Raw genomic sequence first — 14601 nt, forward strand, 5'->3', positions numbered from 1 at the left:
AGTGCGAACTACCTTCAAGTTACAAGCTTCCAGTTTGCCAACATCACCGTGACATGGTCCTGGATGGTGCAAAATGGACCAGTCGCGTTGCGGCTACAGTAGGCGGTATTGCAGTTATCATAAAGACTGGAAACTTTTCTAAAGCTGCGGATTTCTTTATGAATAAGCTTCAACGTTAAGGTTCACTTTAATGCGGAACGCATTAAAGTGACGAAAAATTGAGTTAAAAAGTAGGTATGATGCGATGCTGAAGAATATCGGAAAAATGGTTTTAGATATCATATCTAGTCCTTTTATTGCCCTCGGTGAATATTTTGAGGAACAAAAAAGGTTGTTCGAGGAAGAAAAACGCAGAAAAGAATCACCCTGCGTTTTCTCAGACGGCATATCGAAAGAACGATTCGCGGAGTTGACGCGCGAAGCTGCTAGGGAGACAATCCGCATTGAATCGTTTGACATTAACGAAATGACCGTAATCATACACGTCAAATCACAAAGTGGTCTAACTTCATGGAATGCATCCATTGATTACAGTGATTACGGACATCTTACTGGGAGATATTGGCTAACCACTGAAAACAATGAATCCCTGATACCTGAACATTTCGCAAAAATCTTAAGAGGCAAAATTGAAAGTAATCTTGTTGAACTCTCGAAAAGCGCTGACTAGATCGAGAGATAATTTAAATTGTGCCTCACAGTATCCCGACTAGCGGTTGTCGACGGGTTCAGGGTTTTGGTCGTGAGTTGTGAGGCGGGTCCAGGCTACCTCTTCCCAGGGAGTACCGGGTTTGCCGTAGTTGCAGTAGGGGTCGATGGAGATGCCGCCACGCGGAGTGAATTTGCCCCAGACCTCGATGTATTTTGGGTCCATCAGCGCAATGAGGTCCTTCATGATGGTATTCACGCAGTCCTCGTGAAAGTCGCCGTGGTTGCGGAAACTGAACAGGTAGAGCTTCAGGCTCTTGCTCTCGACCATGCGCGCGCCAGGCACGTACGAGATGTAGATGGTGGCGAAGTCGGGCTGGCCCGTGATCGGGCAAAGGCTGGTGAATTCGGGGCAGTTGAATTTCACGAAGTAGTCGTTTTCGGGATGCTTGTTCTCGAAGGTTTCAAGCAGGTCGGGCGCGTAGTCGGTCGGGTAGGAAACCTGCTGGTTGCCCAGAAGTTCGAGGCCTTCAGATTCGCGGGTGGTGGTCATGGGGTTCCTTTCGTTGGACGCGAAGCGGGATCTTCGCGGAGTTGGTTGGTGACTAGTGGTTAGCGGTTGCAGTAGATAGTTCGCATTTGCTTTTAGCCGCGCCTCACTTTAGCAGCGGATCGGTGGTGCCGTTTTGCTCGAAGGCGCGCTGACGGTCGAGGCAGGTGGCGCAGGTTCCGCAGGGGCGGTCGGCCCCCTCGTAGCAGGACCAGGTCAGCTCGTAGGGCACATCGCGCTTCAGGCCTTCGGCGACGATCTGCGCCTTCGACCACTGCACGAACGGTGCCGCAAGCTGCAGCTGGCCTCCCGTTCCCTGGTCGATAGCGGCAGCCATCGCGTCAACGAATTCTTGCGAGCAGTCGGGGTATGCCGCGCCCACCCAGTCGTCGCGGTGTGCGCCGTAGCAGACGACCGAGCAGTCGAGCGAGAGCGCGATGGACGCGGCGCTCGACAAGAACAGGCCGTTGCGGAAGGGCACGTAGGTGCTGACGAGCTGGTCGCTTTCGAGCTGCTGGGCGTAGGTCTCGTGCGGGATTGATTCGCTCGAGTTCGCCAACAGCGAGCTGTTGCTTTCTGCGAAGAGCGGTGCCAGGTCGAGAAATCGCTGTTCAACACCATAGTAAGCCGCAACTTGCTTGGCGGCTTCGATCTCGCGGTCGTGCTTTTGGCCATAGAAGATGCTCAGGGCGTAGACATTCTCTGCACCATAGCGTTCGACCGCCATGGCCAGCAGCGTGGTGGAATCAACGCCACCGCTGCAGAGCACCAGCGCTTTGGCGGAAGATCGGCAGGTCGCGCCTGAGGCATTCTGGGATGCTGGCCTGTCCCCAAAGTGTCCCGGACAGTTTTGGACCTGTCCCCCTTGTGTTGCGGGCATTAGACTCCCCTTTCAGTGTGGGGCCAGATTATCTTGTGGAGTTGGAGTTGAAGGGTGGCGCGGGTGAGCGCGCGGTCCTTCATGAAGTCAACGATGGCGGCAGGCTCGAGAGCGCCGAAGACGGGGCTGATGTAGACATGGCAGCGCTCATCAAGAGCATAGGTGCGCACGATGCGCGCCATGGCTTCGAGGTCTTCGGGGGTGCCGGCGACGAATTTCACCACGTCGCGTTCGCCAAACAGCGCGAAGTTCTCGGGCAGCATACGCTCTTCCATTCCCGAAGATGGGAGCTTGTAGTCCATCGTGAACTGGAGCTTCTCAGGGCGCGCATTCGCAAGCAACGCAAGGTCGACCGAGCCATTGGTCTCGACCTCGACCACCTCGATGCCATCGAGCGCGGCGAGCGCAGCAACAAGTGCACCAAGACCGGGCTGCAGCGTGGGCTCTCCCCCAGTCAGCGTTACGCACGAAACGGGCTGCTGTGCGACCCATTCCACCAGCTCTTCGAGTGAACGCTGCTCGGTCGCACTATCAACGGACTGCGCCCATTCGGTGTCGCAGTACGTGCAGCGCAGGTTGCATCCGGCGAAGCGGACGAACGCCGCGAGACGACCCGCGTGCAGGCCTTCACCGTTCACGCTCACGAAGCGCTCAGCGATGGGAAACATTGGCTGAGAGTTCACCATTGACCTGGACTATCCGCGGTAGATAGCGCAGTTATTCGGGGTCTCGTAGACATCGATCTGCGCAATGGGCAGGCCCTGGGCGCGCAGCTTGTCGAAGAAATAACGCGCAAGGTTTTCCGCCGTGGTGCGAAACGGCATGGGCGAGAGCACGAAGCCCTCTTCTTCGAGACAGGCGATGGTCTTGGGTTGCAGCGAGCCTTCTTCGATGATGAAAGAGTGGTCGAGCTCTTCGGTCATCGCGCGGACGGCTTGCTTGAATTCGCCGAAGTCGATGACCATGTCCTTCATGGTGCCTTCGGTCTGCAGCTCGTCTTGTTCAAGATAAGCCACTACACGCCAACGATGGCCGTGGAGGTTTTCGCATTTGCCGTGGTAGTCGGTAAGAAAGTGGGCAGCGTCGAAGCTGCTTTCGGTTTTGAGGCCGTACATAATCGCTCCTAGTTTTGTTTAACGACAGGATGGGTTTCGAACTGTCCGTGCCATTATAGCAATTTTTGTGAGAGCGGAGTTGAATATACACGGAAGCGCTTCGCTTCGAGAAGCCGCGCGCCTGCGAGGTTCATATTCTCACGCTACCCTGCTCGCCCTTCGGGCTCGTGCGGTCGCTCGATGTCCTATTAATGAATATTTGTACATCGAGAGAATCTGATACCTCACTGGCGCCTAAGTTCTCGAGAAAGCCCTTCAGCATACATAACCCCAATCACAGCTTATAAACAGCTAAATGGTACGAACAATTTTTGCATGGATAGGGATTACAATGGTCGGGAACTATTCACCTCGGAAAGGGGTTTCTTATGAGCATCGTTGCAGCTTATGCGGTTCCGCATCCGCCGCTCATCGTGCCTGCGGTTGGCAAGGGTCAGGAAGCGGCCATTCAGGATACTATCGACGCGTACACCGAGGTGGCTCGTCGGATCGAGCGCCATCGTCCAGATACCATCATCGTCACGTCGCCGCATGCGCCACTGTTTTCGGATGGGTTCTTCATCTCGAATGCTGAAACGCTCGAAGGCGATCTGGAGATGTTCGGCGCAGCTGATTCAACGCTGAGCGTGGATGGCGACCGCGATCTGGCGGAACTGATCGCAAGCCTTGCGAACCAGGCGAACATCCCCATTGGCATGGGTGATGAATACGAGGGGCCGATGGATCACGCCACCTACGTTCCGCTGTATTTCCTGCGTGATTTCCTACCGCGCACCACCGTTATCCGCGTGGGGCTCTCTGGGCTGACCGAGCGCGAACATCGCCTGATGGGACGCTGTTTCGAGCTGGCTGCGAATATGCTCGACCGTCGCGTGGTGCTGATAGCTAGCGGAGATCTTTCTCACAAGCTCACCGCCGATGGACCGTATGGCTTCAACGAAGCGGGTCCGCAATTCGATCAGGCCATCGCATCGATCTTCAAGACTGGTGCGCTTGACGATCTATTCGCGTTCGACGACCTCTTCTGCGAAGAAGCTGCCGAATGCGGGCTTCGCTCATTCCAGATGATGGCTGGTGCGCTAGCAGGATGCGACCACACCAGCGAACTGCTCAGCTACGAAGGACCGTTCGGTGTTGGATACGCGGTAGCATGCTTCGAAGTTGTTGGCGCGGAAGAGCCGCCAGCTGAAGCCGCTGAAGATACCGCGATGGTAGAGGCAGCGGAGTTGAAGGCAGCGCGCGATGCCGCGTTGGTCGAAGGTGAGACCGAGGCGAATCTGGTGGATGAGGATCCTTCCTCCCCTGTTCAACAACCTGATGCTTCGCCCGATACGGGCGGCAGCGGGGTCGACCCGTTCGTGGCACTGGCTCGTGCGTCGGTCGAATACTTCGTCACCACGCAGCGCCCCTTGCTGATGCCTGACGGCTTGGCTCCTGAACTAGCTGATGCGCGTGCGGGCGTGTTCGTTTCGATCCATGAACATGGTGATCTGCGTGGCTGCATCGGCACCATCGCGCCCACGCGCGACTGCGTAGCCCAAGAGATCATCCATAATGCTATCTCGGCATGCAGCAGCGACCCGCGCTTCTATCCCATTCAAGCCAACGAGCTGGACTATCTTTCCTATTCGGTCGATGTGCTCTTCCCGCCCGAGCCGGTGGATTCACCCGACGATCTTGACCCTCACGAATACGGCGTCATCGTGAGCAAGGGCAACCGTCGCGGACTGCTGCTTCCGAATCTGGAAGACATCAATACCGTTGCTGAACAGGTTGCCATCGCACAAGCGAAGGCGGGTATTCCGCCGACCGAGACCGACGTTTCGCTCGAACGATTCCGCGTGGTACGTCACACCACGGGTGGCGAAGCACGCATTCCGTGATGATGGTGGGCAACATGGTTGGCAGTGAACCGAACGCCGAGGTCGGGGGCAAGGTTGAATCCGCAATGGCCAGCCCTGATAAGCGCGCTTTCTGCACTCTCTGCCCTCATCGGTGTTCGCTCGCTGAAGGACAGCGAGGCATCTGTCAGGCGCGCATCGCCCGCGACGGCGTGGTGATCGACGAGAATTATGGCCGTATAACTTCTCTGGCGCTCGATCCCATCGAGAAAAAACCGCTCGCGCGCTTCATGCCTGGATCGAGCATACTCTCCATCGGGTCGTATGGTTGCAACATGCACTGCGGCTACTGTCAGAACGCTTCGATCGCTCAGGTTGGCCCCGCGCACGTGGAATGGCGGCAGATGGAGCCAGCCGACATCGCAGAGATGGCCAGCATGTTCGCGCTCCAGGGCAATATCGGCGTGGCCTTCACCTATAACGAACCACTGGTCGGCTTCGAATTCGTGCGCAATTGCGCACGAGAGGTTCACCAGCGCGGGATGAAGAACGTGCTGGTATCGAACGGGCAGATCAACCCTGAACCACTTGCGGAACTGTTGCCTTTGATCGATGCGGCGAACATCGACCTGAAGGGCTTCACGCCTGCCATCTATAGACGGCTCGGTGGCGATCTTGAAACGACCCTGGCGACCATCGAGGCTATGGCAAATGAACCGAACCTTCATCTGGAAGTGACCACCCTTGTGGTACCTGGCTTGAACGATTCTCCTGATCAGATGGCGAAAGAAGCGGCATGGATAGCGTCGCTCGATCCGCAGATCCCGCTTCATGTAACGCGTTTCTTCCCCTGCTATAAGATGTTGCAGTTAGAGCCGACCCCGCTCGATACGCTGCACGCGCTGGCGGATGTGGCGCGCGAATCGCTGGATTTTGTGTACCTCGGTAATTGCTAGTAGAATAGCGCGGGAGGAGGTTCGCGACCCATGGCGAAAGAGCATCAGAATTCGCATCATAAACCCGTGATCGGCATCGTGCCGACCAAGCTGCCCGCGCCGTATGACGACGGGATAGATCGCTACGAACTGGCTGTTCGAGCTGCGGGTGCGAAGCCGTATCTGCTGCCCGTGACCGACGACGTGGGTGCGTACGAGACCATCTTCCCGCACATGGATGGCTTCTTGCTGACTGGCGGCAAGGATATCGATCCGGTGCGCTATGGCGACACCGAGGACGACCCCAGCGTGACCGATCATCTGCCCGGCCGCGAAGAGCTCGAGCATCTGATCTTATGTTACAGCGATGAATTCGACGTGCCTTTGATGGGCATCTGTCGTGGCATGCAGATGCTCAACATCTTCTACGGGGGAAGCCTTCATCTGGATCTGACCACGCAGCAGAACCTGAATACGCAGTTCGCGGACCATTTTCAGAAGACGCCGTTCGACCAGCCGTCGCATCATGTCTCACTCGAACCTTCAGGGCGCATCGCGCGCATCCTGCAGACGGATTCGACTCAGGTGAATTCCATGCATCATCAGGGCATCTTGGAGCTTGCGCCCGAATTGCGCGCGGCAGCCTACGATGACCAGGGGCTGATCGAGGCGGTGGAGCATCCAGACAAACCTTTCACCATCGGCGTGCAATGGCATCCAGAGTTCTTGGGTACGCGCAGTTCGATGAATCTACTGTTCGAGCGCTTTGTAGATGCCTGCCAAGAGGAAGCTGATCGCAAGCACGAAAAGCGTGCCAACATTGCCATCGATCGCATTCACACAGGCTTCGTTTGGCCTCAAGTTTCCTTCATCGATCGTCAGCCGAAGATTCAGTAGTTTTTGGGGACGGGTTCAAATCTGTCCCCAGTTACCAAATGCCGAGAGCAGCTTGCATCCCTAAGCTTACGGCCGCAATGGCCAGACAGCAGCAAAAGCCCAAAAGAATAGGTTTGCCGCCAGATTTCACCAGACGCACCAGGTCGGTATTCAGGCCGATAGCAACCATGGCCATGGTGATGAAGAATTTCGAAAGGGTCTTCAGAGGGCTGAAGATATCCGCAGACACGCCGCATCCCACTGCGATGGTGGTGATCAGGGATGCTACCAAGAACCAGAGGATGAACAGCGGGAAGGATCGCTTCAAGCTGAAGCCATCCTTGCGTGCGGTCTTCAGCGGCTCTTCCACTTCAGCTTGCGCATCGTGCAACGCCTTCGCTCCTTCGCCTTCATTCCCCGTTACTTCTCCGCTCACTGCACGCTGCTCAAGCGCTGCAGATTCGGCAAGCTGGCGTTCCTTGCGTGCGACCCAAAGCGCGAGCACGAACGTGATAGGAATGATAGCTAACGTCCTGGTCAGCTTCACGATGGTTGCCTGATCGAGCGTGTTCGCACCAGGGTGCATACCATCCCACGCTGCTGCGGCTGCGGTCACCGACGAGGTGTCATTGATGGCAGTACCAGCGAACAGCGCGAAACCTTCGTTGGACAGACCCAACATGGTGCCAAGCGTGGGAAACACGAGCGCAGCTATAACATTGAATAGGAAGATGACCGAGATGGCCTGGGCAACCTCTTCATCGCGCGCTTTGATAACAGGTGCCGTTGCCGCAATAGCCGAACCACCGCAGATCGATGAGCCCACACCCACCAGGGTAGCGATACGCTCAGGGATCTTCAGCGCCTTGCACAGCACGAAGGCGACCAGCAATGCCGTGACGATGGTAGAGATGATAACGGGCAGCGACTGAGCACCTACGCGCACCACTTCAGCAAGATTCAACCCGAAACCAAGCAGGATGACCGCATACTGAAGCACCTTCTTCGAGGTGAAGGAGATACCCTGACTGGTGCGTCTGCGGCGCTTCCACACCAGCGCGATGGCGATGCCCGCCAAGATGCCGAAGACCGGGCCGCCGACCAGCGGGAATAGCTGGCCTAAAAAAGTGCAGCCCAGCGCGATGGCTGCACACACCATCACGCCAGGCGCATAGAGTTTCAGTTTCTCAAGAAGAATCACGAGAGGCTTAGAGCATATGGGCGCGCAGGTCTTCGTCGGACTGAGCGGAAAGGTATGCTGGCGGGATATCGAAGATGGTCTTGCAGCCGGTCATGCCTTCGGTACTCATACGATGTGCCGCGCGTGCGCAAGCCACCAGTACACTGCCGGTGAATTCAGGGTTTGAGTCAAGCTTGAGCGAGAACTCGATAACGTGCTTGTTCTCCTTGTCTGCGCCGGTCACACCCGTGCGGATGACAGAACCGCCATGAGGAATGCCCTTGTGGTTGCGGTCGAGCTCTTCCTGGGAGATGAAGGTGACCGTGGTGTCGTAGTCGGAGAAGTAGTTCGGCATCTCGACGATGGTCTTTTCGATAGCGGCCAGATCGGCGCCTTCTTCTGCCACAACGAAGCACTCGCGGGTGTGCTTTTCGCGGGTGGTCAGCTCGGGGTTAGCACCGCTGCGAACCGCTTCGAGCGCTGCTGGCACAGGCACGGTGTACTGACGCGCATCGAGTACGCCAGGTACGCGACGGATCGCGTCGGAATGGCCCTGGGAAACGCCACGACCCCAGAAGGTATAATCGGCGCCTTCGGGCAGGATGCAATTCGCGTAGAGACGCGCCACGGAGAACATGCCCGGATCCCAGCCTACCGAGATGATGGCTACCGTGTCGTTTTCCTTCGCCGCCTTGTCGACCGCTGCGAAATGCTGCGGGATGTTGGCGTGGGTGTCGAAGGAGTCGACCACGTTGAAGAGCTTCGCATAGCCAGGGGTCTGTTCGGGCAGGTCGGTAGCACTGCCGCCACCAAGAACGAGCACGTCAACTTCGTCGGTGAATTCGCCGATGTTGGCCACAGAATAGACCGGGACGTTCGGCGTGAGGGGCTTGATGCTCGCTGGGTCGCGGCGTGAGAAGATAGCCACCAGTTCCACGTCGTCGTTCTGGCGACAAGCCAGTTCAACGCCCTTACCCAAGTTTCCATAACCAAGAATTGCAATGCGCGTGTTCGCCATGTGAGCCTCCTGTGCGATGCGTGAAAATGTACAGGATTCAGGATAGCAGTTTTGCAGGCGCGGACGCGGGGGCGTGGGCGCGCGGTTGAGTTTGCGCGGTGTGGGTTGTGGGTTGTGGGTTATGGGTTGTGGGTTGTGGGTTGCGCGGTGTGGGTTGTAGGTTGCGGGTTGTGGCTGCGGTTGAGAATCGCGGCTTGCGCGATCTGCGGATCGAATGCCGATTGGATGGCGATCGAACTGTGGGCGCGCAGGGTTGCGGCAGGTCTTCTATAATCGAGGAGAACGAACACGCGCGGCGGCTTGCCGCTTGCCAGCGACGACCAACCAAGCGGGAGGCGAATCAACGCGACCACCTATCGCAACCACCTAATGCAAACATCTGACGCGAACATCTAACGCGAACATGAACGTGAGGAATCCAACATGAATCTTCAACCTGGAAGCACCACATACGGTTTCACCGTTGAAATCCATGAAGATCTGCCCGAGATCGACGGCACCGCTACGGTGATGCGCCACGCAAGCGGCGCACGCCTGCTGTATCTGGCGAACGACGACAACGACAAGGCGTTCTCCATCAGCTTCAAGACGCCGCCAGCCAACGACACGGGCGTGTTCCACATCTTGGAGCACTCGGTGCTGTGTGGGTCGGACAAATTCCCCGTGAAGGAGCCCTTCGTGAATCTGCTGAAGAGCTCGATGCAAACATTCTTGAACGCGATGACGTTCGCAGATAAGACGGTCTACCCCGTTTCGAGCACGAACGAGAAGGACTTGATGAACCTGATGGATGTGTATCTGGATGCAGTGCTGCATCCGGCTATCTATCGGCGCGAGGCCATCTTCAAACAGGAAGGGTGGCACTACGAACTAGAGTCAGCCGATGCGCCGCTGACCTACAACGGCGTGGTATTCAACGAGATGAAGGGCGTGATGAGCGACCCCGATAACGTGCTCTACGATGCGCTGCAGGCGGCACTGTTCCCTGACACTGCATATCGTTTCGAATCGGGCGGTCTACCGAGCGCGATCCCGGATCTAACGTACGCGGACTTCTTGGACAACCACGCGCGCCACTATCGCCTGGACAACAGCTACATCACGCTGTATGGCAACATGGATATCGATAACGTGCTGGCATTCTTGGACGAGCGCTATCTTGGTGCTGATGCTGAAGGATCGAGGCCTGTCCCCAAAGTGTCCGGGACAGTTTCGGACCTGTCCCCGAAGTGTCCGAACCCGCTGGAGTTCCAAGATGCTGTGGTGGCTGATGACGTAGTGATCGAGATGAACACTTCACCCGAGAACGCGTGCGCGGGACTGGGGTATGTCATCGGTACGGCGGCGGACAACGAGCGCATCATCGCGGTGGATATCCTGATGGACGCACTGATGGGCAGCAATGAGGCGCCGCTGAAGAAGGCGCTCTTGGAAGCAGGCTTCGCGGGAGATGTGTTCGACTACATGAACAAATCCATCCTGCAACCGTTCTTGTTGATCGAAGCCAAGGGCATCAAGCCCAAGCAAGCACGAGCATTCAAGCGCTGCGTAGAGGAACAAGCGCGGACGCTCGTGGAAAACGGCATCGATAAGCAGCTGATAGAAGGTGCTATCGCGCACGCGGAATTCACCATGCGCGAAGGAGATTTCGGCACGTCAACAGGTGTTATCTTGGCGGTGAATGCGCTATCTTCATGGCTATACGACGATACGCTCGCTGTTGAACCGCTGCGCTTCGAGACCACGTTCGCTTCGCTGCGTGAAAAGCTCGAGACGCGCTATTTCGAAGAGCTGCTCGAAGAGGTCTTGCTGACAAATGACCATCGTGCACTGGTGGAAGTCGTGCCGATGGCGGCTGAATCTTCCGAGGAAGAGCAGCGCTTGGCAGCGGTGAAGTCCACGATGGATGATGCACAGCTCGAGGCCATCATGGCCGATGCCGCTGAGTTGCAGCGCATCCAGATGGAGCCTGACAGCCCCGAGGCGTTGGCAACGTTGCCGCTTCTGGAGTTAGCGGACATCGCCGAAGCGCCGGTCGAGCCCGCATGGCATGCGGACTCTGCTACGCCGCAGCCGAGCATCATCCATGATGTTCACACCCATGGCATCGACTATCTTTCGTATTATTTTCCGCTCGATGGCGTGAGCTTCGAAGATATGCCGTATGTGAGCTTGCTAGCAGGACTGCTAGGCAAGCTGGATACGGAAGGATACACAGCGGCGGAGCTGGACACGCTTTCGCAGCTTTACTTGGGACGCCTGCGTTTTTCAGCGACCACGTACGAGAATGCGAGCGCACCACAGGGCATCGCACCACAGTTCATCGTGGCCACCAGTTGCTTATCGAAGAACGTCGACCATGCGGTGATGCTACCGCGCGAGATCTGGGCACGCACGAAATTCAACGATCCCGAGCGCATCCAGACCATCTTGCAACAGCAGCGTATCGCCATGGAGCAGAATTTCTCCACCATGGGCAACGCGGCTGCGATGGCACGCATCGCAGCAGGACTCACTTACGCGGGCAAGCTGATCGATCAGATCTCGGGCGTTGGCTTCTATTTCTTCCTGCGCGACCTGCTCGATCACTTCGATGAACGTGCAGATGCACTGGTGGCAAAGCTGGGTGAGCTGGCAGAGCACATCTTCACCACCGACATGGTGCTGAGCTTCGCGGGTCCGCGCGAAGACTTGGCACGCGTATGGGAAGTGGGTGACACCTTCGACCTGCACTCGACAGGCGCGAGCGGCGGTCACGAGCGTGTGCTCGAGGTGCCGCAGCCAGTTGCCAAGAACGAGGCGTTCATCGTGCCGAGCGATGTGTGCTATGTGGGCGCGGGCACGAATCGCAGCGAGATCGACGCGGTGCCGTTCGACGGCGTGACCAATATCGTCACGCGTGCGCTTTCGTACGACTACCTGTGGAACGAGGTGCGCGTTAAGGGCGGCGCGTATGGTGCGGGGTATCGCGCAACACGAACGGGCACCGTGATGTTCTATTCGTTCCGCGACCCGAACTTGGATAGCACGGTGACCATCTATAACGCCACGGGTGCGTGGCTGGCAAGCTTCGATCCGAGCGAGACAGAGCTGCGCGGCTACATCATCAGTGCGGTGGCCTCGTACGATGCGCCGGTGAAGCCACGCGCATTGGCGCAGCGTCAGGATAGCATGTACTTCTCGAACCTGCCGCTCGATTGGCGCGAGAAACTGCGCGCGGAGATGCTCGCCACCACCATCGATGAACTGCGCTCCCGTGGGACAGCGCTCGAGCGTCTGGCGGAACATGAGATCATCTGCGTCTTCGGCAACAAAGAGAAGATCGAATCCTCCACCCTCGACCTTGAAGTGACCGAACTTTACTAACCCGAAGGCAATTCGAGGCCGAGGGCGCGTATGAAACGAACGACCCGGCGCGCAAGCTTCTTCATTAACGGGCCTTACAGTTGCGAGGCGAGTTTCATGATCTGAGGTTTTGCGGCTTCGCGCATCTTTTGGAGGGAGCGGCGATAGAGCGGGTAGTTCGCGCAGACGATCGCGATCCCCACCACACCAACGATGATTCCCAGCACGAAGAAGTCGGTCGCGAGCATGGTCAGGCTCATGCCGATGCCTAGGAGCAGGCATCCGATGATGCCGATGGTGATCGCTTTGATGCTGGCGCGCTTGAGGATCGAATTCTCGATGCTCACGATCTGGTCCTCGACCGTGTTCTCGGGGCCTTCATAAGTGTACATGTCGACGATCTGTTGAGCACTTCTTTCCATTTGAGATTCCTTTCAAAACGACATATGATGTTTTAAGTTTTGATTTAAGTCTAAGCCGTGTGACCTGGGCGGACAACAACATACATCACAACATCTGTCGGGTTAAGGAGAAATATGGATAAGGCTGAGTCGAAATTCGCGAACATGGCGAAGCGCATGGATTCGGCGCTCATTGAATTGCTGGAGGAAAAACCCTTCAGTGCCATCACCGTGACCGACGTGTGCAAGGCAGCCGGCGCGCACCGTTCGACGTTCTATTCTCACTACGACAATACGCTCGACCTGCTGAACGAGGTGAAGGATGCGACCATGCGCGAGTTCTTCGCGAGCTTCGAGCACCTGCCGCGCGAAACTGCGCTGAAGGATCGCAAGTATTTGGAGGTTTATCTGCGCTTCGTCGAAGAACACAAGCGGCTTTTCCGGGTGTTTCTGGAGAACATCAACTTGTTCGACGGGTTCGGGATCCTTGAGTCTCTCGAGGGCAACATGCAGGATATCGTGCCGGCGAGGAGTTCGCGCGAAAAACGTGTGAGCAAGTACAAACTGCTGTTCACAGCGGCGGGAACGACCAGTATCGTGTCGATGTGGCTAGAATCGGGATGCAAGGAGTCGCGCAGCGAGCTTGCGGATATCATCCTGGCGTGCGCGAACGTCGCGTAACGCAGGGTTGTTGGCGACTAGCGGCTAACAACTGACGGCTGAGGCGTTTTCAGGCCGGGAGCAAACTTGTCCGGGACAGTTTCGGGACAGGGTTGCCCCGGCCTTGCATTCATCAAGCCAGCAAAAAGCAGGGACCCGAATCGGGTCCCTGCTTCCATCCTCCAAGCTTTCCGCTTGTTCTACGCGCTTCTCCCTGCGCGTGGATCGTTTTCTTCAGCGCTCGTCTAACCTTCAAGGATCGCGCAAGCTGCCTGAGCCAGCTGCTTGGAATTCATGCTGACCGGGTCCTTCTCGATGCCCTTTTCCTTCAGGTGCGGGATGGTCGAGATCTGGCGGAACTTCGTCTGATGCTCCGGCAGCGTTGCCAGGATGACTGGTGCTTCGCTATTGCGTAGCAGCGTACCTTCGACCGCCTTATTGATGTAGCGGAAGAACTTTTCGCTCTCAAGCTCGGTCACATCGTTGCGCGAGCGGTGATCGTGATAGGGGTTCAGCTTGTCCATCAGCGCATGATGATCGAGCGCTGGCGCGTCGCTGAAGTCATGCATCACATCGCCGAACTGATCAGCGATGCCATCGGTCTTCACGTCAACGCGCTGCAGATAATTGCCATGACCCGCGATCAGGCCGAAGCGATCGGTGCAGACGGCCAAGATGTAATAGTCGGTCTGTTGGAACGCATCGCCCTCGAGCGGACCAAGTTCCCAGTTGTCGCCCACGAAGACCTGTGGCTCTACCTTGTGATACAGGTTGAAGATGAAGACCTGATCCTTGTTCGCGAAGAGCGCGACGCCTGCTTCCGCATTGCGCCAAACCGCTTCATCAGGAGCATTGAGCACGTCTTCAAGGTGAACGATGATCTTGTTGTTAGGCTGCTCGGCATAGTGCGCGTCGATCTCTTGCTTCGCCTTCTTGATAAGATCCTTCACCTCGATGCGCTCCTTGTTCGAACGGAGCTGCTTGTATTCGGTGGGAAGATAGAGCGAAACGACCGGGCCTTCAGTGGCCGGCGCAAGATCAGCAAGATCGTTGATGACCTTGACGGTATCTTTAGTGTGATGAATTGGACGCATGATGAGCCTCCTTGTAATAACGGATATTCCTGCAGCGAGCGCGAAACGGACGATCCGT

At 56.9% G+C, this 14601-nt stretch carries 15 protein-coding genes; 6 read left to right on the forward strand and 9 right to left on the reverse strand.

Annotated elements, in window-relative coordinates; translation table 11 throughout:
* The first annotated feature begins 244 nt into the window (after positions 1-244).
* Complete coding sequence (locus NFR25_RS00990; RefSeq protein WP_251197387.1) at positions 245-670, forward strand: hypothetical protein; 426 nt, start codon at positions 245-247, stop codon at positions 668-670.
* A 39-nt stretch (positions 671-709) separates the two neighbouring features.
* Here NFR25_RS00990 and queF read toward each other — a convergent pair whose 3' ends face one another.
* From queF to NFR25_RS01010, 4 genes are all read right to left on the reverse strand, one after another.
* Entirely contained in the window at positions 710-1201 is a 492-nt protein-coding gene (gene queF / locus NFR25_RS00995; RefSeq protein ID WP_251197388.1) for a preQ(1) synthase, read from the reverse strand.
* A 103-nt stretch (positions 1202-1304) separates the two neighbouring features.
* Positions 1305-2078, reverse strand: a complete 774-nt coding sequence (gene queC, locus NFR25_RS01000; RefSeq protein ID WP_251197389.1) for a 7-cyano-7-deazaguanine synthase QueC — start codon at positions 2076-2078, stop codon at positions 1305-1307.
* The gene (queE, locus tag NFR25_RS01005; protein WP_251197390.1) at positions 2078-2746 is read right to left on the reverse strand and encodes a putative 7-carboxy-7-deazaguanine synthase QueE; all 669 of its coding nucleotides are present in this window, start codon (positions 2744-2746) and stop codon (positions 2078-2080) included. Before queE ends, queC begins: the two co-directional genes overlap by 1 nt.
* A gap of 27 nt (positions 2747-2773) precedes the next feature.
* Entirely contained in the window at positions 2774-3193 is a 420-nt protein-coding gene (locus NFR25_RS01010) for a 6-pyruvoyl trahydropterin synthase family protein (RefSeq protein WP_251197391.1), read from the reverse strand.
* A gap of 368 nt (positions 3194-3561) precedes the next feature.
* Here NFR25_RS01010 and amrA point away from each other — a divergent pair, with 368 nt between their 5' ends.
* Genes amrA through NFR25_RS01025 form a run of 3 tightly spaced genes read left to right on the forward strand, consistent with a single transcriptional unit; the run spans position 3562 to position 6866 of the window.
* Complete coding sequence (gene amrA / locus NFR25_RS01015) at positions 3562-5076, forward strand: AmmeMemoRadiSam system protein A (protein WP_251197392.1); 1515 nt, start codon at positions 3562-3564, stop codon at positions 5074-5076.
* A gap of 14 nt (positions 5077-5090) precedes the next feature.
* On the forward strand, positions 5091-5990 hold the full coding sequence (gene amrS / locus NFR25_RS01020; RefSeq protein ID WP_251197393.1) for an AmmeMemoRadiSam system radical SAM enzyme: 900 nt from the start codon (positions 5091-5093) through the stop codon (positions 5988-5990).
* Positions 5991-6020: 30 nt separating this feature from the next.
* Entirely contained in the window at positions 6021-6866 is an 846-nt protein-coding gene (locus NFR25_RS01025) for a gamma-glutamyl-gamma-aminobutyrate hydrolase family protein (RefSeq protein WP_251197394.1), read from the forward strand.
* Positions 6867-6897: 31 nt separating this feature from the next.
* Here NFR25_RS01025 and NFR25_RS01030 read toward each other — a convergent pair whose 3' ends face one another.
* The 3 genes from NFR25_RS01030 to NFR25_RS01040 all read right to left on the reverse strand — a co-directional run bounded on the left by NFR25_RS01030 (position 6898) and on the right by NFR25_RS01040 (position 9396).
* Positions 6898-8046, reverse strand: a complete 1149-nt coding sequence (locus NFR25_RS01030; protein WP_251197395.1) for a YeiH family protein — start codon at positions 8044-8046, stop codon at positions 6898-6900.
* 7 nt (positions 8047-8053) lie between these two features.
* Positions 8054-9043, reverse strand: a complete 990-nt coding sequence (locus NFR25_RS01035) for a diaminopimelate dehydrogenase (RefSeq protein WP_251197396.1) — start codon at positions 9041-9043, stop codon at positions 8054-8056.
* Positions 9044-9162: 119 nt separating this feature from the next.
* Positions 9163-9396 carry a hypothetical protein gene (locus tag NFR25_RS01040; RefSeq protein ID WP_251197397.1) on the reverse strand — a complete coding sequence of 78 codons (234 nt, stop codon included), beginning with the start codon at positions 9394-9396 and terminating at the stop codon, positions 9163-9165.
* A gap of 70 nt (positions 9397-9466) precedes the next feature.
* Between NFR25_RS01040 and NFR25_RS01045 the strand changes: the two genes are divergently transcribed.
* Positions 9467-12409 carry an insulinase family protein gene (locus NFR25_RS01045; protein ID WP_251197398.1) on the forward strand — a complete coding sequence of 981 codons (2943 nt, stop codon included), beginning with the start codon at positions 9467-9469 and terminating at the stop codon, positions 12407-12409.
* A 74-nt stretch (positions 12410-12483) separates the two neighbouring features.
* Here the strand turns inward: NFR25_RS01045 and NFR25_RS01050 are convergent, their stop codons facing one another.
* On the reverse strand, positions 12484-12810 hold the full coding sequence (locus NFR25_RS01050; RefSeq protein WP_251197399.1) for a hypothetical protein: 327 nt from the start codon (positions 12808-12810) through the stop codon (positions 12484-12486).
* Between the two features lie 114 nt (positions 12811-12924).
* On the opposite strand from NFR25_RS01050, the gene NFR25_RS01055 reads away from it, so the two are divergent.
* Positions 12925-13470: a TetR/AcrR family transcriptional regulator gene (locus NFR25_RS01055; protein ID WP_251197400.1), complete on the forward strand. Its 546-nt coding sequence runs from the start codon at positions 12925-12927 to the stop codon at positions 13468-13470.
* A 224-nt stretch (positions 13471-13694) separates the two neighbouring features.
* Here the strand turns inward: NFR25_RS01055 and NFR25_RS01060 are convergent, their stop codons facing one another.
* Complete coding sequence (locus NFR25_RS01060; protein WP_251197401.1) at positions 13695-14543, reverse strand: baeRF8 domain-containing protein; 849 nt, start codon at positions 14541-14543, stop codon at positions 13695-13697.
* Positions 14544-14601 lie beyond the last annotated feature (58 nt).

Origin of the sequence: Anaerotardibacter muris (assembly GCF_943192915.1) — a bacterium.
In the GTDB taxonomy this organism is placed as follows: domain Bacteria; phylum Actinomycetota; class Coriobacteriia; order Coriobacteriales; family Eggerthellaceae; genus Anaerotardibacter; species Anaerotardibacter muris.